General features: G+C 71.5%; 16 protein-coding genes and 2 pseudogenes. 10 read left to right on the top strand and 8 right to left on the bottom strand.

What is annotated here, in order from left to right:
* Positions 1-24: 24 nt before the first annotated feature.
* Positions 25-1,278 carry a helix-turn-helix transcriptional regulator gene (locus AB0O76_RS19845; RefSeq protein ID WP_365492641.1) on the bottom strand — a complete coding sequence of 418 codons (1,254 nt, stop codon included), beginning with the start codon at positions 1,276-1,278 and terminating at the stop codon, positions 25-27.
* Positions 1,279-1,549: 271 nt separating this feature from the next.
* Between AB0O76_RS19845 and AB0O76_RS19840 the strand changes: the two genes are divergently transcribed.
* Positions 1,550-3,709: a primosomal protein N' gene (locus tag AB0O76_RS19840; RefSeq protein WP_365492638.1), complete on the top strand. Its 2,160-nt coding sequence runs from the start codon at positions 1,550-1,552 to the stop codon at positions 3,707-3,709.
* A 520-nt stretch (positions 3,710-4,229) separates the two neighbouring features.
* On the opposite strand, the gene AB0O76_RS19835 is transcribed toward AB0O76_RS19840, so the two are convergent.
* Positions 4,230-4,796, bottom strand: a complete 567-nt coding sequence (locus AB0O76_RS19835; RefSeq protein ID WP_365492635.1) for a hypothetical protein — start codon at positions 4,794-4,796, stop codon at positions 4,230-4,232.
* Positions 4,797-5,053: 257 nt separating this feature from the next.
* On the opposite strand from AB0O76_RS19835, the gene fmt reads away from it, so the two are divergent.
* Positions 5,054-5,998 carry a methionyl-tRNA formyltransferase gene (fmt, locus tag AB0O76_RS19830; protein ID WP_365492632.1) on the top strand — a complete coding sequence of 315 codons (945 nt, stop codon included), beginning with the start codon at positions 5,054-5,056 and terminating at the stop codon, positions 5,996-5,998.
* Positions 5,999-6,032: 34 nt separating this feature from the next.
* On the top strand, positions 6,033-7,481 hold the full coding sequence (locus tag AB0O76_RS19825; RefSeq protein ID WP_365492629.1) for a transcription antitermination factor NusB: 1,449 nt from the start codon (positions 6,033-6,035) through the stop codon (positions 7,479-7,481).
* Here AB0O76_RS19825 and AB0O76_RS19820 read toward each other — a convergent pair.
* Complete coding sequence (locus AB0O76_RS19820; RefSeq protein ID WP_365492626.1) at positions 7,455-9,680, bottom strand: MMPL family transporter; 2,226 nt, start codon at positions 9,678-9,680, stop codon at positions 7,455-7,457. The genes AB0O76_RS19825 and AB0O76_RS19820 overlap by 27 nt on opposite strands.
* Before the next feature lie 132 nt (positions 9,681-9,812).
* Between AB0O76_RS19820 and rpe the strand changes: the two genes are divergently transcribed.
* From rpe to AB0O76_RS19800, 4 genes are all read left to right on the top strand, one after another.
* Positions 9,813-10,499 carry a ribulose-phosphate 3-epimerase gene (gene rpe / locus AB0O76_RS19815; protein ID WP_365492623.1) on the top strand — a complete coding sequence of 229 codons (687 nt, stop codon included), beginning with the start codon at positions 9,813-9,815 and terminating at the stop codon, positions 10,497-10,499.
* Positions 10,500-10,657: 158 nt separating this feature from the next.
* Positions 10,658-11,704: a sugar-binding domain-containing protein gene (locus AB0O76_RS19810; RefSeq protein ID WP_365492620.1), complete on the top strand. Its 1,047-nt coding sequence runs from the start codon at positions 10,658-10,660 to the stop codon at positions 11,702-11,704.
* A gap of 97 nt (positions 11,705-11,801) precedes the next feature.
* Positions 11,802-12,185 carry a barstar family protein gene (locus AB0O76_RS19805; protein WP_365492617.1) on the top strand — a complete coding sequence of 128 codons (384 nt, stop codon included), beginning with the start codon at positions 11,802-11,804 and terminating at the stop codon, positions 12,183-12,185.
* 173 nt (positions 12,186-12,358) lie between these two features.
* The gene (locus AB0O76_RS19800) at positions 12,359-13,801 is read left to right on the top strand and encodes a GuaB1 family IMP dehydrogenase-related protein (protein WP_365492614.1); all 1,443 of its coding nucleotides are present in this window, start codon (positions 12,359-12,361) and stop codon (positions 13,799-13,801) included.
* Between the two features lie 103 nt (positions 13,802-13,904).
* Here AB0O76_RS19800 and AB0O76_RS19795 read toward each other — a convergent pair whose 3' ends face one another.
* Entirely contained in the window at positions 13,905-14,717 is an 813-nt protein-coding gene (locus AB0O76_RS19795) for an NAD(P)H-binding protein (RefSeq protein ID WP_365492611.1), read from the bottom strand.
* A gap of 111 nt (positions 14,718-14,828) precedes the next feature.
* Between AB0O76_RS19795 and AB0O76_RS19790 the strand changes: the two genes are divergently transcribed.
* On the top strand, positions 14,829-15,257 hold the full coding sequence (locus AB0O76_RS19790) for a helix-turn-helix domain-containing protein (protein WP_365492608.1): 429 nt from the start codon (positions 14,829-14,831) through the stop codon (positions 15,255-15,257).
* Here AB0O76_RS19790 and AB0O76_RS19785 read toward each other — a convergent pair.
* From AB0O76_RS19785 to AB0O76_RS19770, 4 genes and pseudogenes are all read right to left on the bottom strand, one after another.
* The gene (locus AB0O76_RS19785) at positions 15,233-16,300 is read right to left on the bottom strand and encodes a GDSL-type esterase/lipase family protein (protein WP_365492605.1); all 1,068 of its coding nucleotides are present in this window, start codon (positions 16,298-16,300) and stop codon (positions 15,233-15,235) included. The genes AB0O76_RS19790 and AB0O76_RS19785 overlap by 25 nt on opposite strands.
* Entirely contained in the window at positions 16,297-16,443 is a 147-nt protein-coding gene (locus AB0O76_RS19780) for a hypothetical protein (protein WP_365492603.1), read from the bottom strand. Before AB0O76_RS19780 ends, AB0O76_RS19785 begins: the two co-directional genes overlap by 4 nt.
* A gap of 163 nt (positions 16,444-16,606) precedes the next feature.
* Positions 16,607-17,482: pseudogene (locus AB0O76_RS19775) on the bottom strand (SDR family oxidoreductase).
* Between the two features lie 167 nt (positions 17,483-17,649).
* Positions 17,650-17,931: pseudogene (locus AB0O76_RS19770) on the bottom strand (LLM class flavin-dependent oxidoreductase); the annotation flags it as partial.
* 276 nt (positions 17,932-18,207) lie between these two features.
* On the opposite strand from AB0O76_RS19770, the gene AB0O76_RS19765 reads away from it, so the two are divergent.
* Together AB0O76_RS19765 and AB0O76_RS19760 are read left to right on the top strand one after the other, a co-directional pair.
* Positions 18,208-19,677 (top strand): amino acid permease, encoded by a 1,470-nt coding sequence (locus AB0O76_RS19765; protein WP_365492600.1) that lies wholly within the window; start codon positions 18,208-18,210, stop codon positions 19,675-19,677.
* 10 nt (positions 19,678-19,687) lie between these two features.
* On the top strand, positions 19,688-20,143 hold the full coding sequence (locus tag AB0O76_RS19760) for an Lrp/AsnC family transcriptional regulator (protein ID WP_223773496.1): 456 nt from the start codon (positions 19,688-19,690) through the stop codon (positions 20,141-20,143).
* The last annotated feature ends 71 nt before the right edge of the window (positions 20,144-20,214 follow it).

The raw sequence follows: 20,214 nt of genomic DNA, 5'->3' as shown, positions 1-20,214 counted from the left end.
TGGGTGAGGCGTGGTGTCGGGCGCTCAGCGGGCGAGCGGTGTGAGCGAGGCGGTGAGGTGCGGGGAGATGGCCAGGTAGGCGGGGCGGCGTGGATGGCGGGCCAGGGTGCGTGCAAGGCGGCGCAGATCGGTGGCGATGGTTGCCGAGCCCACGCAGTCCGTCGTCCGCAGCAGGCGGCCGGTCAACTCGCAGGCGTGGTCGATCTCTCCGGCGAGTGCGTGCGCGAGGGCGCGCCGTACGCCGTACCTCGCCTGGGTGCGCAGGGCGTGCCCGGGAATGCGGGCGCATTCACGGTCCAGGTGCTCGGCCGCCTCCCGGGGTCTGCCGAGGTCCACGAGGCACCAGCCAGTGATCATGGCGGCGGGGTCCCCGAGATGTGTGGTTCCCAGGACCGGGGCGTCGGTGTCGCGCTTGCCGGCGGCCAGGAGCTCGCGGGCCGTGTCCAGGCCGCGCATGCAGGCGTCGTAGTCACCCGCGAGGGCGTGGCCCTGTGCTTCGCGCTGGGCGGCCAACCCGCGGATCCGGGCAGGGAGGCGTGACGAGCGCGCGCGAGCGGCCAGGGCGATCGTGTCGGTCGCGCTCCCTTGGTAGTACGTGATCAAGGCGCGGCGAACGAGTGCGTAGGAAGCGAGGTCGTGTTCCCCGGTGGCCTCCGCCAGATCGACGGCGCGGTCTGTCCAGCGCAGGGCCGCCCCGTCGTCACCGGCCTCCTCCGCCATCCATCCGGCGTACTCCGCGTACCGGGCGGCGAGGCCCCGCAGCTTTCGAGCCGTGCGCGGGCCGGTACGGGTGGCGAGTGAGCACAGTGACTGCGTCTGCTCGGCGAGGACGGGCAGGACGGTGTCCGCCGGGGACATCTGGCCCAGGCGACGGTACTGGTCGAACAGGGCGTGGGAGATCTCCAGGAGGTTCGAGCCGAGCGCTTCGGACGGGTCGGAGGGACCCGTGGCTTGGGGCAGGCCCAGCAGGGATGCCGCACCGGCGGTCATCACGCGTCGTCTGCTCGGCGGCATGGTGCCGTCCTCGCTCTCGTCGTCCGGTGGATTGCGCGGCGCCGACGGGTGGGCCGGGGCGAGCGAGGCCAGGGCGCCATGGGCGTTCAGCGTCGCGTCGCAGAGCCTGGCCAGCTCCGAGGTGGGCCGCTTGCCGCCGGTTTCGACCTTGCTGATGTGGCCCTTGCTGTAATGAACCGCCGCAGCGAGCTCCGTGAGTGTGAGACCGGCCGCGATGCGGGCGCGGCGCAGCTCGGATCCGAACCCCGCTGACTGTTCCTGCACATGAACCCCCTTCTGCCCCGTGCCTTCGCGGTGCCGCGGGCACGCGTCGGCGGATGCCAGCGTCGTGCCGGTACGGCGACCGGGCAAGGCCGCGGGCGGTGTTTCCCGTTTCCTCTTTGACCTGCGCTTCCCTTTCCGAGACGGAAGGCAACCCGACGGAGTGGATCTCTGTCGAGAGGGCTGAATCGGCCACTGCGATGGCTGGTCCGCGCTGTTCGTCTCGCTGCTCGCGACCCGTCCGGTGTCAGTGCGGTCTGGTAGGAATGCAGCTGTGAGCAGGGAGAACGGGTCGGGTGTGGGTGAGGGTGCCGAAGGTGGGGTGCCTGAGCCGGAGCAGCTTGCGTTGATTCGGGACAGCGTGCGCAAGGCCAAGGTGCCGCGGGCCAAGCCGCGTACGTGGCGGGGGGCCGCGGTGGCCAAGGAGTTGCCCGTGGCGCGGGTTCTGGTCGACAAAGGGGTGCTGCATCTCGACCGGTACTTCGACTATGCGGTGCCCGAGGAATTGGACGAGCAGGCGCAGCCCGGGGTGCGGGTTCGGGTGCGGTTCGGGGCCGGGGCGCGGAATGTGCGGGGCGGGCGGCGTGAGGGCGGGGGGCTGATCGACGGGTTTCTCGTGGAGCGGGTTGCCGAGTCCGACTACTCCGGGCCTTTGGCCGCTCTGGCGCAGGTCGTTTCGCCGGAGCCCGTGCTTGACGCGGAGTTGCTGGGGCTTGCCCGGGCTGTTGCCGATCGGTACGCGGGGAGCCTTGCGGACGTGCTGCAGCTGGCGATACCGCCGCGGCACGCGAAGGCCGAGGCGCGGGAGTTTCCGGAGCCACCGGCGCCGCCCGCGGCCCTCGATCCCGGTTCGTGGAGGCGGTACGAGCGGGGTCCTGACTTCCTCGCCGCGTTGGCTTCGGGCGGTGCGCCACGTGCCGTGTGGACGGCGTTGCCGGGACCCGAGTGGGCCGCGGAGATCGGGCGGGCCGTGCAGGCGACGCTGGCGTCGGGGCGGGGAGCCCTGGTCGTGGTGCCGACGGTGCGGCTGGCGGCGAGAGTCGATCAGGCGCTGCGGGACCTGTTGGGCCCGGGGCAGCACGCGCTGCTGACCGCCGACGCGGGCCAGCAGAGCCGCTACCAGGAGTGGCTCGCGGTGCGGCGCGGTGCCGTGCGAGCGGTGGTGGGGACGCGGGCCGCGATGTTCGCTCCCGTACGGAATCTTGGTCTTGTCGTCATCTGGGACGACGGGGACGCCCATCATAGTGACGACAACGCTCCTTTCCCGCATGTCAGGGAGGTGCTCGAGTTGCGGACCTCCCGGGACAAGTGCGCCTTCCTGTCAGGGAATTGGACGTGCACCGTCGAAGCCGCGCAGCTGGTACGCAGCGGGTGGGCCGCTGCCCTGGCCGCGCCAAGGGAGGAAGTGCGGCGGGTCGCTCCGCTCGTACGGACCGTCGGTGATCATGACCTGGCCTGGGACGAGGCGGCGAGGGCCGCTCGGCTGCCCAGTCTCGCCTGGGAGATCGCACGCACCGCGCTGCGCGACGGCCCCGTGCTCGTGCAGGTGCCGCGGCGTGGTTATGTCCCGCGCCTCGCCTGCCAGCGGTGTCGGGAGCCCGCCCGCTGCCGGCAGTGTGCCGGGCCGTTGGAGGCGCGGGAGGCGACCGGAGTCCTCGCGTGCGGGTGGTGCGGGCGTGAGGAGGGGCAGTGGCACTGTTCCTCGTGCGGCGGGTTCCGGCTGCGGGCGCAGGTCGTGGGGGCGCGGCGGACCGCCGAGGAGTTGGGCCGGGCGTTCCCGGCCGTGCCGGTGCGGACGTCGGGGCGTGAGCAGGTGCTCGATACGGTGCCGGGGGCGCCGGCGCTCGTGGTGAGCACTCCGGGAGCCGAGCCCGTTGCCGAGGGCGGTTACGCCGCCGCTCTGCTGCTCGACGGGTGGGCCATGCTCGGGCGGCCCGATCTCCGGGCGGGGGAGGAAGCGCTGCGCCGGTGGATCGGGGCATCGGCCCTCGTGCGTCCGCAGGGCGCGGGCGGCACGGTGGTGGTCGTCGCCGAGCCGACGCTGCGGCCTGTGCAGGCTCTGGTGCGGTGGGATCCCGTGGGGCATGCGGTGCGGGAGCTCGCGGAGCGGGCGGAGCTGGGGTTTCCGCCGGTGTCGCGGATGGCTGCGGTGTCCGGGGCTCCGGAGGTGCTTTCTGCCTTTCTCGCGGGGGTTGAACTTCCGCCGGACGCGGTGGTGTTGGGGCCTGTTCCGGTACGGGAGACAGTGCCCGGGGGTGGGCGTCGTGCCGGGGGTGCGCCTGCCGGGGAGTCCTGGGAGCGGGTGCTGATTCGGGTGCCGCCGGGGAGCGGGGCCGCGCTTGCCGCTTCGCTGAAGGTGGCGCAGGCGGGGCGGATGGCCCGCGGGGCGGCGGAGCCTGTGCGGATTCGGGTGGACCCGTTGGATATCGGCTAGGCGCGTGGTCCTCGCCGGGGGCGTCTCGCCTGACTGCGCCTGCGCCTGCGCCTCCGGCGGGGTGACGCGGGGTTCTGCGCTTGCGGCCTCTCTGTATGGGTGCCCGGCAGCGGTGCGTTGTGCCCACCCCACTCCAAGCTCTCGGCTTCGCTCGAGCAGGGGAGACCGCACTCGCCGTGCGGAACGCCTGCCCACAACGGGGACGGCCGATGGGTGGATGCTGTGCGGAGCGCCTGCCCGTAACGGGGCGGCCGATGGGTGGGGTGACGTGCGGAGCGCCCGCCCGTAACGGGGGGCGGTTGTTGGGTGGGGGTGCTGTGCGGAGCGCCTCACCGCAACGGGGCGACCGGTGGGGGTGTGGCGTGCGGAGCGCCTGCCCGCAACGCGGGCGGTCGGCGGGTGGGGGTGGCGTGCGGAAAGTTGCCCGCAACTGAGGCGGGGCGCCTGCCCGCAGCAACAGGGGAACGTACGGCTGCCTCCCGCCCTGGGGAGGGGGAGGCAGCGGGTAAGTAGGTAAGGGCTAGCCGTTGCGGGGGCTGGGGAAGGCTGGGGGGCGGGGGTCTTCTCGGAGGGCGGGGCTGCCTGCCGTCGGCTGGGTCGGCATCACGCGGGCCGCGGGGACCGAAGGCACCGAGGGAAGCGGCGCGCCGACCGGCACCGGTGGCCGGGCGGTCGCGGCGGCCGCGGTTGACGGCGCCGCCTCAGTGGCGCGCTCCGCCTCGGCGGCAGCCTGCGTCGTCGCCCTGCGAGCTCCGTAACGGCGGTGCACCGCCTGCTTGGTGACCCCGAGGGCCGAGCCCACCGCGTCCCACGAGAAGCCCAGCGAGCGGTCGAAGTCCACTGCCGCGGTGACCAGCGTCTCGACGCTGTCCCGCAGTTCCTGCGCGAGGCGGACGGTCGGGGCGGGGGCCCGCCCGTACACGACGAAGCCCGCGGACGGGCTGGAGCGGCGCGGGCGGTAGACGTTGCCGAGCTGGGCGGTGAGGGTGCGCAGTGCGTCCACCTGCCGGCGGACCCGCTCGATGTCCCGCACCAGGAGGTGCAGGCTGGCCCGTGCCTGGGCGTCGTGGGTTGCGTGGTCGGCCATGAACAAGCCTCTCGAACCGGCGTTGAAAAGGATCGGGCCGCTGTCCGCGGCCCATAGTGGTCAACTCTTTCTTGACCAACGCGCTAGTTCGTGTGGGGTCACGGTGCAGGGGCGTATGCGCATATGCACAGGGCGCGCGTCCACGCGTACGCCCCCGAGGAGCACGGGGCGGCGCCCCGAGGAGAGCGGCCGGGGAACGTGGCTCATAGACTGGTGCGCTCCCGTCACGTTCCCGCCCGAGAGGCCGACAGCCACCGATGAAGCTCGTCTTCGCAGGCACCCCCGAAGTCGCCGTCCCCGCCCTGGACGCCCTGATCGCCTCCGACCGGCACGAGGTGGCCGCCGTCGTCACGCGCCCCGACGCCCCCGCGGGCCGCGGCCGCAGGCTCGTGGCGAGCCCGGTCGCGCAGCGTGCGGAGGAGGCAGGCATCGAGGTCCTGAAGCCCGCGAAGCCGCGCGACGAGGAGTTCCTCGCGCGGCTGCGGGAGATCGCGCCCGACTGCTGCCCGGTCGTGGCGTACGGCGCGCTGCTGCCCCAGGTCGCCCTGGACGTGCCGGCCCACGGCTGGGTCAATCTGCACTTCTCGCTGCTGCCCGCATGGCGCGGCGCCGCCCCCGTGCAGCAGGCGCTGATGGCGGGGGACGAAATCACGGGCGCCTCCACCTTCCTGATCGAGCGGGGGCTCGACTCCGGGCCGGTGTACGGGACCGTCACCGAGGTCGTCCGGCCCACCGACACCAGCGGTGACCTGCTCACCCGCCTCGCCTTCGCGGGAGCAGGGCTGCTCGCCGCCACCATGGACGGCATCGAGGACGGCTCCCTGAAGGCCGTGCCGCAGCCCGCCGACGGCATCACCCTCGCGCCGAAGATCACCGTCGAGGACGCCCAGGTGGACTGGGCGGCACCGGCCCTGCGCGTCGACCGCGTGGTGCGCGGCTGCACGCCCGCGCCCGGCGCCTGGACCGTCTTCCGCGGGGAGCGGCTGAAGATCATCCAGGCCGCGCTCGTCCCGGACCGCACCGACCTGGCGCCCGGTGAGCTGTCTGCCGCCAAGAACAATGTGTACGTCGGCTCCGGCTCGCACGCCGTGGAGTTGCTCTGGGTCCAGCCGCAGGGCAAGAAGCCGATGCGCGGCGCCGACTGGGCGCGCGGCGTGCGGATCGCCCCGGGCGAGCGGGTCGGCGCCACCGACGTACGCTGAACCGATACGCCTCTTCACCATCAGCGGAGCACCTTTGAACGACCAGCCAGGCCGGCCTCCCCGTAAGCAGGGGAAGCCCGGCAAGCCCCACCGTCGCCCCAAGAAGGACCCCGTCCGCTTCCTCGCCTTCGAGGCGCTGCGGGCCGTCGACGAGCGCGACGCGTACGCGAACCTCGTGCTGCCGCCGCTCCTGCGCAAGGCCCGGGACAAGGGCGATTTCGACGCGCGTGACGCGGCGCTCGCCACCGAGTTGGTCTACGGGACGCTGCGCAGGCAGGGAACGTACGACGCGATCGTGGCGGCCTGTATCGACCGGCCGCTGCGGGAGGTCGACCCGCCGGTCCTGGATGTGCTGAACATGGGGGTGCATCAGCTGCTCGGGACGCGTATCCCGACGCACGCCGCCGTCTCCGCCTCCGTCGAGCTCGCGCGCGTCGTCCTCGGTGACGGGCGGGCCAAGTTCGTCAACGCGGTCCTTCGCAAGGTCGCCGCCGACGATCTCGACGGGTGGCTGGAGAAGGTCGCGCCGCCCTACGACGAGGACGCCGAGGACCATCTCGCCGTCGTCCACTCGCACCCCCGCTGGGTCGTCTCGGCGCTCTGGGACTCGCTGGGCGGCGGACGGGCCGGGATCGAGGACCTGCTCGAGGCCGACAACGAACGGCCCGAGGTGACGCTCGTGGCCCGCCCCGGCCGCTCCACCGCCGACGAACTGCTCGACGCCGTCGGCGAGGAGTCCGCGCTGCCGGGCCGCTGGTCGCCGTACGCCGTGCGGCTCAGCGAGGGCGGCGAGCCCGGCGCGATCGAGGCCGTGCGCGAGGGGAACGCGGGCGTCCAGGACGAGGGCAGCCAGCTCGTCGCCATCGCACTCGCGAACGCCCCGCTGGAAGGGCGTGACGAGAAGTGGCTCGACGGCTGTGCCGGGCCCGGCGGCAAGGCCGCCATGCTCGCCGGTCTCGCAAGCCGGCGCGGCGCGGCCCTGCTCGCCGCCGAGAAGCAGCCGCACCGGGCCCGCCTCGTCGCGCAGGCGCTGCGCGGCAACCCCGGCCCGTATCAGGTCATCGCCGCCGACGGCACCCGGCCGCCGTGGCAGCCCGGCACCTTCGACCGGGTCCTGATGGACGTGCCCTGCACGGGACTCGGCGCCCTGCGCCGCCGCCCCGAGGCCCGCTGGCGCCGCCGCCCGGAGGACCTCGACGGCTTTGCGCCGCTGCAACGCGGGCTGCTGCGCACGGCGTTGGAGTCCGTGCGCGTCGGCGGCGTCGTCGGCTACGCGACCTGTTCACCGCATCTCGCGGAGACGCGTGCCGTCGTGGACGACGTGCTGAAGCACCTTGAGGGGGCCGCGGGTGCCGAACTCATCGACGCGCGCCCGCTGTTGCCCGGCGTCCCGGCGCTCGGCGACGGACCCGACATCCAGCTGTGGCCGCATCTGCACGGCACGGACGCGATGTACCTAGCGCTGATCCGGCGTACCGCCTGAGCCAGAGCCAGAGCCTGTGTCCGCGGCCCGAGCCGCCTGAGCAGGGACCGCCGGGTCCTTGCTCAGGGCGTGCGGCCACCACACCTTCGGCCCCACGTCCAGGAACAGAGCGGTGACCAGGACGGACCGCACGATGAAGGTGTCGAGCAGGACGCCGAGCGCGACCGCGAAGCCGATCTCGGCGAAAGCCACCATCGGGAGCGTGCCGAGCGCGGCGAAGGTGCCCGCCAGGACAAGGCCCGCCGATGTGATCACCGCCCCGGTCGCGGCGAGGCCCGTCACCGCGCCCGCACGGGTGCCCTGTCGCCCCGCTTCCTCACGGATACGGGTCGAAAGGAAGATGTTGTAGTCGATGCCGAGCGCCACCAGGAACACGAAGACGAAGAGCGGGAAGTCCGTCGACTCGCCCGCGTAGTCGAAGAGGTACCGGAAGGCGAGCGCGCTGAGGCCCAGTGCGGCGGAGAAGGACAGCACGACCGTCGCGATCAGCAGCAGCGGCGCGACAAGGGCCCGAAGCAGCACACAGAGGATCAGCAGGACGACCACCAGGACGAGCGGGATGACCAGCTTGTTGTCGTGGGTGGTCGCGGTGTCCATGTCGAGCAGGGCGGCCGTTCCTCCGCCCACCTTCGCGTCCGCGTCGGGCACGGCGTGCACCGCGTCGCGGACCCGCTCCACGGTCTGCTTGGCGGCCTCGCTGTCGGCCGGGTAGGTCGCGGTCGCCTCGAACAGGACGCGCCCGTCGGCCTCCGCCTTCGACCCCTGTGGCACGCCGATGCTCGCCGGGTCGATACCGCGCGTCGCTGCGACGGCGCGGCCCACCGCCTCGCCCTGTTCTGTGTTCGCCACGATCACCAGCGGGTCGCCGCTGCCCGCGGGGAAGTACTCGGCCTGCACCTCCTGGCCCACGATCGAGTCGGGCTTCTCCGTGAACGAGTCCGCGTTGCTGAGCCCCTCGGCCCGCAGCTGTGTCAGACCGAACGCCATCGCCGCCAGGGCCACCGCCGTGACGCTCCAGGTCAGCCGGGGCCGGTGGGCGATACGGCGGCCCGTGCGGGCCCAGATGCCGTGCTCGGTGGGCTCGTCGGAACCGCTGTGCGGGATCAGCGGCCAGAACAGCCACCGGCCGCAGACCACCAGGAGGGCGGGGAAGAGCGACAGCATCGCGAGCAGGGCGACCGCGACGCCGATGGCCGCGACGGGGCCGAGGCCCCGCGTCGAGTTCATGTCGGCGGTCAGCAGGACCAGCATGCTCAGGACGACCGTGGCGCCCGACGCGATGACCGCGGGCCCCGCTCGGTGCAGGGCGAGCTGCATCGCCTCGTGCCGGTCCTCGTGGCGGCGCAGCTCCTCGCGGTACCGGGCGACCAGGAGCAGGGCATAGTCCGTCCCCGCGCCGAAGACGAGGACCGTGAGGATGCCGGCGCTCTGGCCGTTGACCGTCAGGCCCGCGTGCTCCGCAAGGAGATAGATCAGCGCCTGCGCGGCGAACAGCGAGACGATCGCTGAGATCAGTGGCACGAGGAGCAGGATCGGGCTGCGGTACGTGATCAGCAGGATGACGATGACGACGGCGCCCGCCGAGAGCAGCAGTGTGGAGTCGATGCCCTCGAACGCCTCGGAGAAGTCCGCCGACGTGCCGCCGGGCCCGGTGATGTGCACCGCGAGCCCGCCCGAACTCTCGCCCACCCGCTCGCGGATGGAGTCGACGGCGGGCGCGATCCGCTCCCAGCCCTTCTCGTCCATCGTGATGGGTACGAAGACCTGGGCCGCCTCGGCGCTGCCCGGGTCCTTCGTGTCGAAGACGGGGCCACGGGTCTCCGCACCGCGGATGCCGTGCGCGCTCAGCTCCTTGAGCTCGGTGACGTCCTTGGCGATCTGCGCGCGGTCCTGCGCGGTCAGGCCGCCGTCGCGGGCGTACACGACGACCGCGGGAATCTGCTCGGGCCTGAAGTCCTCGGAGATTTCCAGGACTTGGGTGGACTCGGCGGAGCCGGGCAGCCAGGACGAGGCCTGGTTGTCCTGGGCGTCCGTGAGCTTCTGGGCGAGGGGTGCCGCGACGACGATCACCACCAGCCAGAACAGCACCACAAGCCACTTCGTGCGCCTACCGCACACCAGCCAGGCCACGCCGCGGCCCGTCTGGCGCTGTACTTCCGGCTGTACTCCCGGCTGCTCGTCCGACCGCTCGTCCGGCATGGCTACCCCCGCTGCCCCACGTCGTGCCGGTGGACCGCCCAGCATGGCACGCGGTCCATGGTCAAGAGGGCCTCTCGGCTCACGCTACGGACGGCGGTGAGCAACGGGCGCCGGGCATGGCAGGCTTGGGGCATGGCCGTGCAGATCAACCCCAGCATCCTGTCCGCGGATTTCGCCCGTCTTGCCGAGGAGGCAAAGGCGGTCGAAGGTGCCGACTGGCTCCATGTCGACGTCATGGACAACCACTTCGTCCCTAACCTCACCCTCGGGGTGCCGGTCGTAGAGTCCCTGGCCCGTGCGACGGACACGCCGCTGGACTGCCATCTGATGATCGAGGACCCCGATCGCTGGGCTCCCCAGTACGTCGAAGCGGGCGCCGGATCCGTCACTTTTCACGCGGAGGCGGCTGCCGCGCCCGTCCGCCTGGCCCGTGAGATCCGCGCCAAGGGCGCCCGTGCCTCCATGGCGCTGAAGCCCGCGACGCCCGTCGAGCCGTACGAGGATCTGCTCCCCGAACTCGACATGTTGCTGATCATGACGGTCGAGCCGGGTTTCGGTGGTCAGGCCTTCCTCGACATCATGCTGCCGAAGATTCGCCGGACCCGCGAGTTGATCAGCAAGCACGGTCTCGAACTCTGGCTCCAGGTCGACGGCGGCGTCTCGGCCGCGACGATCGAGCGCTGCGCCGACGCGGGAGCCGACGTCTTCGTCGCCGGTTCCGCCGTCTACGGGGCGAAGGACCCGGCAGCGGCGGTACGTGCATTGCGCAGCCAAGCGGCGGACGCGTCCGCGGCGGCCGCATGGGCATGCGGCCACTGAGCCACGGGAACGTGAACGCAGTCCTTCAGGGCTGATCAAGCACGCCGGATCTGCAAGGATGAACGGCGAACCCAGGTTGCGCTGGGGCAACGCGCTCGAAACCGCAGCAACGCGCGTGAAGCCGCAGAAATGCGTGTGAATGTGTGAACGACAATTGAGTGAATGACAGTGAGGAGATCGTCGTGTCGACGGGCGGCCGGTCAGCCATGCGGATGGGACCCGCGGAGCTGGTGCAGGCGGCGGCCATGGCCCGCCGCTTCTATCTCGAGGGCAAGTCCAAGATCCAGATCGCGGAGGAGTTCGGCGTAAGCCGCTTCAAGGTGGCCCGGGTCCTGGAGACCGCGCTCGAGCGTGATCTCGTACGGATCGAGATCCGTGTGCCCGCGGAGCTGGACGCCGAGCGCTCGGACGCGCTGCGCGCCCGCTACGGCCTGCGGCACGCGGTCGTCGTGGAGTCGCCGGCTCCCACCGAGGAGATCGACGATTCCCCCGACCCCGAGAACCTCGGCGAGGTCGCGGCCGATCTGCTCGGCGAGCTGGTCACCGAGGGCGATGTGCTCGGCCTCGCGTGGGGCCGCTCGACCATCCACATGGCGGCCGCGCTCGATCAGCTGCCGCCGTGCACGGTCGTGCAGTTGACGGGTGTGTACGACGCCGGGACCGCCGAGCGCGGTTCGGTCGAGGCCGTGCGGCGGGCCGCGCAGGTCTCCGGCGGCGAGGCCCACCCGATCTACGCGCCGATGCTCCTTCCGGACCCGGCCACGGCCGCCGCGCTGCGGAACCAGACCGGGATCGCGCGGGCGTTTGAGTACTTCGACAAGGTCACCGTTGCTGCCGTCTCCATCGGCTCCTGGGAGCCGGGCATCTCCACGGTGCACGACATGCTCTCCGACGAGGAGCGCGCGCATTACGCCTCGCTTGGAGTGGCCGCGGAGATGTCCGCGCACCTTTTCGACGCCGAGGGGCGTCGGGTCGGGCGGGACCTGGGGGAGCGGTGCATCACTGTCGAAGCTGATCGGCTTCGACGGATTCCCGAGGTCGTCGCCATTGCGGGTGGGCAGCGGAAGGCTGCTGCGATTGACGCTGTGCTGCGGTCCGGGCTCGTTACCAGCCTCGTTACGGATACTGCGGCCGCCGATCAGTTGTTGGTCATGGGGGCGACGCCGCATCCTGCGTTGGATCGGGCGGATCCGGACGGTAGTTGATTTAGCTGCGGGTTGTGGGGGCTTGTCGCGCAGTTCCCCGCGCCCCTTCGGGGCGCTGCACCGACGACCACTACGCGTCCTTCAAGGCGGTACTGAGATGACGTCCGAACCCCTCGTGCCCCTGCTCGACGCCGCGCGCGGCGCCGGACTGAGCACCGTCTCGCTCGATCTGAGCGGCGTGAGCGACAAGCGCGGCTTCATGGACCGCTGTGCCCGCGCGCTCGATCTGCCCGACTGGTTCGGGCACAACTGGGACGCGCTCGCCGACTGCCTCACCGACCTGCCCCGGGTGCCGTCCACGCCCGGCCTCCTGATGGTCGTCTCCGGCTGGCAGGCGTACGCGGAGGCGGCGCCCCAGGAGTGGATCGTCGCCCAGGAGGTCTTCACCGACGCGGTGACGTACGCGCGTGAGCGGAGCACCGGCCTGGAGATCGTTCTCGCGTTCGGGCCCGCGGTCGCCACGGAGCGTGGCGGAGGGTGAACCGAGTGTTCCGCTTGCGGGGGTCGCTTGGATGATCCGACCAGCGGCCCCGTGACCTGCCTGGGTGATCATCCCAGGCGGTTCAACCCCTGCGGCATGGGACACTGAAGTACGTGCTTTTCCCTCGGCTAACTGTCCGGGGGCCACCTCTGATCGACTGGGATGAGCAGCACGTGCGCTTCCTCAATGACATCCAGCCTGCGTACGACCTGACGTACGACGACGTCTTCATGGTGCCGAGGCGCTCCGCCGTCGGCTCGCGTCAGGGCGTAGACCTTTCGTCGCCGGACGGCACCGGCACCACCATCCCGCTGGTCGTCGCCAACATGACCGCGATCGCCGGCCGCCGCATGGCCGAGACCGTCGCCCGCCGCGGTGGCCTCGTGGTGATCCCCCAGGACATCCCGATCGACGTCGTCACCGAGGTCATCTCCTGGGTCAAGACGCGCCACCACGTCCTGGACACCCCGATCGTGCTGGCCCCCCACCAGACCGTCGCGGACGCGCTCGCCCTGCTGCCCAAGCGCGCCCACAACGCCGGTGTCGTCGTGGACGAGGACCAGAAGCCGGTCGGCGTCGTCACCGACACGGACCTGAACGGCGTGGACCGCTTCACCCAGCTCTCCGAGGTCATGTCCAGGGACCTCGTGCTGCTCGACGCGGACATCGACCCGCGCGACGCCTTCAACAAGCTGGACCACGCGAACCGCCGCTACGCGCCCGCCGTGGACAAGGACGGCCGCCTGGCCGGCATCCTGACCCGCACCGGCGCCCTGCGCGCGACCCTCTACTCGCCCGCCCTCGACGCCAACGGCAAGCTGCGCATCGCCGCGGCCGTCGGCATCAACGGCGACGTCGCGGCCAAGGCCAAGCAGCTGCTCGACGCGGGCGCCGACACGATCGTCGTCGACACCGCGCACGGCCACCAGGAGTCGATGATCGCCGCGGTCAAGGCCGTGCGTGGACTCGACCCGCAGGTGCCGATCGTCGCGGGCAACATCGTCGCCGCCGAGGGCGTCCGTGACCTGATCGAGGCCGGTGCCGACATCATCAAGGTGGGTGTGGGTCCCGGCGCCATGTGCACCACGCGCATGATGACCGGCGTCGGCCGGCCGCAGTTCTCCGCGGTGCTCGAATGCGCCGCCGAGGCCAAGAAGTTCGGCAAGCACGTGTGGGCCGACGGCGGTGTCCGTCACCCGCGTGACGTCGCGATGGCGCTTGCCGCCGGTGCGTCGAACGTCATGATCGGCTCCTGGTTCGCGGGTACGTACGAGTCCCCGGGCGACCTGCAGCAGGACGCCAACGGGCGCCTCTACAAGGAGTCGTTCGGCATGGCATCGGCCCGTGCGGTCAAGAACCGCACCAGCGAGGAGTCGGCTTACGACCGTGCCCGCAAGGCGCTGTTCGAGGAGGGCATCTCGACTTCGCGGATGTTCCTGGACCCGGAGCGGCCCGGTGTCGAGGATCTGATCGACTCGATCATCGCGGGGGTTCGTTCCTCCTGCACGTACGCCGGTGCGGGCTCGCTCGAGGAGTTTGCCGAGCGGGCGACCGTGGGTGTGCAGAGTGCTGCGGGTTACGCGGAGGGTAAGCCTCTGCATGCCAGCTGGAGTTAGGTACTCCGGGGGAACTGCGCTTGTTCGACTGCGGGTCGGCCGTGGCTGGTCGCGCCCACGCGGCGGAGCCGCACATGTCAGAGCCCCGCGCCCCTTCGGGGCGCTAGCCCTGTAGCGCGGCCCTGTACGCCTCTGTCGCCAGGCGCGGATCCCTGCCCAGCAGGGATCGCAGTTCCCCGCGTTCCTCGATGGCCGTGCCGTCCAGGAAACCCCCGGCTATCGCCGAGTACGTGCTCAGGAGCATCGGTACCTGGAAGGGCAGTGCCTGAGTTGCCGCGGTGATCGCCTCGCGGGTCGCGGCGAGTGTGCCGGGTTCGTACGAGCCTTGAATCGCCGCGGCCAAGTCCGCGCCGCCCAGGGGCTGTTCGCCGACGAGTTCGTAGGTGCGGCCCGCGTGCGCGGCCGGATCCGTCGCCACCCGTACCGCGGCCTCGGCCAGGTCATCGCGCGCCACGGCGGCGAGTCGGCCATCGCCCAGGGGTGCGGCGATGGTGCCGTCGGGGCCCGGCGCCGCGATGGCGGCGAGGAACTCCGCGTACAGGCCGTTGCGCAGGACCGTCCAGTTCAGGGTCGATCGGCGCAGTCTGCGTTCGGTCCAGCGGTGCGCGAGCGCGTACGTCAGATGGTCGCCGTCGCCGCTGAGGCTGGTGTAGACGAGGTGCCGCACGCCTGCCTTCTCCGCGGCGGATATCGCGGCCTCGTGGCGGGCCGTGACCACGTCGTCCTCGGCCGCCCCCGCGGAGATGACCAGGAGCGTGTCCACGCCGCCGAAGTCCAGGGACGCCGGATCGTCGAAGTCGACGCGGCGACCGCCGGGAGCGGGGTTGCGGCTGCCGATGACGACGTCGGCGCGGCCCGCGAGGCGGGCGGTGACGAGCTTGCCGAGGGCGCCCGTGGCACCGGTGATCATGAGCATGGGAAGGTTCCCCCGTGGTGAGTGGTTGTGCCCGCTGTCCGGGCCCGGCCCGGTGACCGGGCCTGTGACCATGGTGATCGGCGGCGCGCTGCCGCGTAAGGAGGCACTTTCATGTCAGCAGGGCACACGGCGGTAACCACCCCGTCGGCTCCCTCGGCGGCCGTCGAGCCGGTGATCAGCTGTGAGACACCGCAGGACGAGTGCGGGGTGCGGGACGTCCTGGACCGGCTCGGCGACAAGTGGTCCGTGTACGTGGTGGTCGAACTCGCCTCGGGCGTCCTGCGGTTCAAGGAGCTGCAGCGCCGGATCCACGGCGGCATCTCGCAGCGGATGCTCACCCTCACTGTGCGCCGCTTGGAGCGTGACGGCCTGGTCAAGCGGACGGTGTACCCGACGATTCCGCCGCAGGTCGAGTACGAGCTGACCGAGATGGGCCACAGCCTCACCCACCTCGTCAAGGCACTCGCCGACTGGTCCATCGACCACCGCCCGGCCATCGCGGCCGCCCGCGAGGCCTACGACGAAGCGGCCCAGGACTGACCTTTCAGCAGTGCCGAGACCACCGCGTCCGCGAGCACTCGGTGGCCCGCGTCCCCCGGATGTACGCCGTCCACCAGGTGCCGGGGTTCGAGGAGGCCGCCGCAGGGGAGCAGCGCGACCCCCGCGTCCCCGGCCGCCCGCTCCAACGCCGTGCGCAGCTCGGAGAGCGTGGCGCCCAGGGCGTTCGGCGTCGACTCGGCGTCCGGGCGCAGCGCGGGGGAGAGGACCAGGAGGGGGACCTCCGGGTGCCGCCGGCGCACCAGGGTCAGGAAGGCCCGCGTCGTCTCGTGGAGCAGCCCCGCCGAATGCGGCGTACGCGACCAGCAGTTCGTGCCGAACGCGACGGTGATCAAGTCGGCCTCCAGAGAAGCGAGTTGCTGCGCCGACGCGAGTTCGCCGCGGGCCGCTCGCGCGTACCCGAGGTTCACCGTGTCCACGCCGAGTGCCCGTCCGGCGAGCGCGGGCCATGCCAGATGGGGGCGGCTCGCACCCCATCCCTCGGCGATCGAGTCGCCGTACACCAGCCAGCGCGGCCGAATCGTCGGCGGCGTGAGCGTGCCGCCGCCGACGGGGCGCAGGGTCTCGGGCAGGTGGAGGGTGAAGTCCCCGTCGGGGTAGGGGAGTTCGATCCGCGCCACGTGCGAGCCCGGCGCCGCGGGGACGTCGAAGGCGGCCTGTGTTCGTGCGCCCGGCGGCGTGGGTGTGCCTACGGCTCGCGCGGGCGCGTCCTGCGGTGAGGACGTGCCGACGGCTACCGTGCCGCTGCCCCCTCGCGCGCGAGCGTCGCCGCCCTCGACGGAGTCCGCGAGCAGCGTGAAGACGGGCGGCGCGTGGCAGTACGAGTCCGTGCCCGAGGGAGGCGAGGCGGCGTACGTCACCTCCACCGCCCGCACCCCGCACGCGGTGAACTCAAGCCGCACCCCGGCCGGCAGGCTCGCCCGCTCCCAGGTGTCGCCGGGCAGTCGGTCCTGGTCGGCGGGGTCGGCGCGCAGCATGCGGCCGTCCGGCGAGGACCATGCCGCGCCTCGCGTGAATTCCTTCACCGTGTGCCGCGCGTGGTGAACTCGGGGCGTACCCCGGCCGGGAGGCTCGCCCGCTCCCAGGTGTCGCCGGGCAGCCGGTCCCGGTCCGCCGGGTCGGCGCGCAGCGCACGGCCGTCCGGTGACCACCATGCCGCGCCCCGCACGAATTGCCTCACCGTGTGCCGCGCGTGGTGAACTCGGGGCGTACCCCGGCCGGGAGGCTCGCCCGCTGCCAAGTGTCGCCGGGCAGTCGGTCCCGGGCGGCGGGATCGGCGTGCGCCGGGCGGCCGTCACGTGCCCACCATGCCGCGCCCCGCACGAACTCCCTCACCGGGCGCCCCCGATCGTCGGGTAGGGGAACTTCACGCCGACCCCGCCGTCCACGACGAGCGTCTGTCCGGTGACGTACGAGGAGAGCGGCGAGGCGAAGAAGAGCAGGGCGGATGCGATGTCGGAGGTTTCCGCGACGCGGTTCAGCGGGGCGTTGCGGGCGTTGCGCTCGCGGCCCTCTTCGCCGATCAGGGACGCCACCCGCGGGGTCCATACGACGCCGGGTGCCACCGCGTTGACCCGTACCCCGCGCGGGCCCTACTCCACCGCCGCCGAGCGGACCAGCGAGACCAGGCCCGCCTTGGCCGCGCCGTACGCCGCGTGCAGGGGCGCCGCCGTGAGGCCCGACACCGACGCCACGAAGACCAGCGGGCCGCCGCCCGATTCGGAGAGCGCCGCACCGCCGTACTGGACGGCAAGCCAGGCGTGCCGAAGGACCATCGAGAAGTGCCAGTCCCAGGACTCGTCGTCCAGGTCGGCCAGGGGTGTGTAGCGGGCCATGCCGACGATGTCGACGACGCCGCCGACCGCGCCCAACTCCCTTTGGGTGTAAGTGAAAAGCCCCCGCACCTCCTCGCGGCGCGTCACGTCCGCGACGTACGCGACGGAGTCCGTCTCGGCGGCGACCGCCTCCGCGCGGTCGTTGTCGACGTCCACGCAGAGCACCCGTGCCCCCGCCGCCGTGAGGGCGTGCGCGGTCTGGCGGCCGCGGTTCGTCGTGACGTCCGTGATCGGTGCCGGTGCGCGCGCCGCCTCGCGGTAGGCCGCCACCTGCCGGGCCATCGACTCGAGCGGCTGCATGATCGAGAAGGAGAGTAGGCCGAGGCCTGCGGCGCCCGCGACCTCCGCCGAGCCGGGGGATGTGGCTGCCATCCAGCACGGTGAGTGGGGTCTCCCCTGCTCGAGCGAAGCCGAGAGCTTGGAGTGGGGTCTCCCCTGCTCGAGCGAAGCCGAGAGCTTGGGGAAGGGTCCTGGACCGGCTTCGGGGTGACCATCCGGCGGGGGAGGGTGAAGCGCTCCGACTCGTATGTGAAGTACTCCTCGCGCCACATGCCCGTCACGATCCCGATCGCCTCGCGCCAGTCGGCGCGCGACTGCTCCCTGTCGACCCCGAATGCCGTCTGCTCCATGGGAGTTGAGCGTCCGGTGCCCCACTCGACGCGGCCTTCCGAGAGGACGTCCACCGCCGCGACCTTCTCCGCGATCCGCTGCGGCGGGGTGAAGCCGAAGGGGGTGAGCGTGACGCCGAAACCGAGGCGGATGCGTTCGGTCAGCGCCGCGAGGTGGCCGAGCCTGCTGCCTCCCTCTCGACCGGGGTGCACGATGGGGCAGATCTGACGAAGTGTCAGCCACTTGCCCGAGGCTCCTGCACGCAACGGACGAAACGGACCGCGCAACGAAGACCCGCAGGAAACGGAAGTACGCAACGATCATTCGACGCTGCGCAAGGTTGCTGCATTACGCCAGTGAAGCCTGCCTCATAGAGTCATCCGCTGAACGTGGTGTGGCGGGGACCGCCTGCTCGGCGGTCCCCATCCATGCATGGGTGCTGCCGCCGGTCCCGCCGCCCTGACCGGCAGCGATGAAGGAGCCAGCGCGTGCTCGACCAAGGCGCACCCCCGCAGAACCGCCCAAGCCCCCCGGGAGGCACCGGACTCGGCAGCCGTCTCATGCGGCGCAAGCCGGTGGAAGCCCTGGTCGCCGAGGGTGGCCAGGGTGAGGGTGGCTCGCTCCGCCGCTCGCTCGGCATGTGGCAGCTGACCATGATCAGCATCGGCGCCACGCTCGGCACCGGCATCTTCGTCGTCCTCGGCGAGAGCGTCCCCAAGGCGGGGCCCGCCGTCACCATCTCCTTCGTGATCGCCGGTCTCACCGCCCTCTTCTCGGCCCTCTCGTACGCCGAGCTCGCGGGCTCCATACCGGTCGCCGGCTCCTCGTACTCGTACGCGTACGCAACGATGGGCGAACTCATCGCCTGGGTCTGCGGCTGGTGCCTGGTCCTGGAGTACGGCGTGTCCGTGGCGGCCGTGGCCGTCGGCTGGGGCGAATACCTCAACGAACTGCTCGACGGCACCATCGGCGTCACCATCCCGGACGCGCTCTCCGCGGCGCCCGGCGAGGTCGACGGCGCGATCATCAACCTGCCCGGCCTGATCGTCGTGCTCCTCGCCATGGTCTTCCTGCTCGGCGGCGCCAAGGAGTCGGCGCTCGCCAACACGATCATGGTCATCGTGAAGATCGCCGCGCTGATCCTCTTCTGCACCATCGGCTTCATGGGCTTCAAGTCCGGCAACTACTCGGACTTCATGCCGCTCGGCACGGCCGGCGTCAGTGCCGCCGCCGCGAGCCTCTTCTTCTCGTACATCGGCTTCGACGCCGCATCCACCGCCGGTGAGGAAGCGAAGAACCCGCAGCGTGACCTGCCCCGCGCGATCATGCTCTCGCTGATCATCGTCACGGCCCTCTACGTCCTGGTCGCCGCCGTCGCCGTCGGCGCCTGGAACTGGAAGGACTTCGAGGGCTCCGAGGCCACGCTCGCCGCGATCATGAACGACGTCACCGGGCAGAGCATGTGGGGCACGATCCTCGCCGCCGGCGCCGTCATCTCCATCGCGTCCGTCGTTCTGACCGTGCTGTACGGCCAGACCCGTGTGCTCTTCGCCATGTCCCGCGACGGCCTGGTCCCCAAGGCCTTCGGCAAGGTCAGCAAGAAGACGGGCACGCCCCGCGTGAACACCGTCATCGTGTCGCTCTTCTGCGGCGCGCTCGCCTCGGTCATCCCGCTCGGCAAGCTCGTCGACGCCACCAGCATCGGTACGCTCTTCGCCTTCGGCCTGGTCAACGTCGCCGTGATCGTGCTGCGGAGGACCCGTCCCGACATGCCCCGTACGTTCCGGGTGCCGCTCGGCTGGCTCTTCCCCGTGCTCGGCTTCGGCTTCTGCGCGTACAACATGTTCAGCCTCGACTCCACCACCTGGACGGTCTTCGGTGTCTGGATGGCCGTCGGCCTCGTGTTCTACTTCCTGTACGGCATGAGCCGCTCCCGATTGGCCACAGCAGAGAAGTGATCCACCCCCAGTGCGACTGAACGATCTCGACGAACGCATTGTGCACGCCCTCGCCGAGGACGCCCGACGTTCCTACGCCGACATCGGCCAGCTGGTCGGACTCTCCGCGCCTGCCGTGAAGCGGCGTGTGGACCGGTTGCGGGCGACCGGGGCCATCACGGGATTCACGGTGCGGGTGGACCCCGCGGCCCTGGGGTGGGAGACCGAGGGGTTCATCGAGATCTACTGTCGCCGCAACACCTCGCCGGAGGCGATCAAGCGGGGGCTTGAGCGGTATCCGGAGATCGCGTCCGCGTCCACCGTTACCGGGGACGCGGACGCGATCGTTCAGGTTTTTGCTGCTGATATGCGGCATTTTGAGCGGGTGCTTGAACGCATTGCGGGAGAGCCGTTTGTGGAGCGGACTCGGTCCGTTCTTGTCCTGTCGCCGCTGATGCGGCGGTTCTCCTCGGGGTCGCCCGCTTAGTTCTTCCACTGTGGGCCCGTCGTGGCTTGTCGCGCCCACGCGGCGGAGCCGCAAATGTCACAGCCCCGCGC

It is taken from the genome of Streptomyces sp. NPDC086554, from assembly GCF_040686095.1.
Lineage (GTDB): Bacteria > Actinomycetota > Actinomycetes > Streptomycetales > Streptomycetaceae > Streptomyces.
The sequence above is the reverse complement of the archived record's forward strand: the minus strand, read 5'-3'. Positions and strand labels throughout refer to the sequence as shown.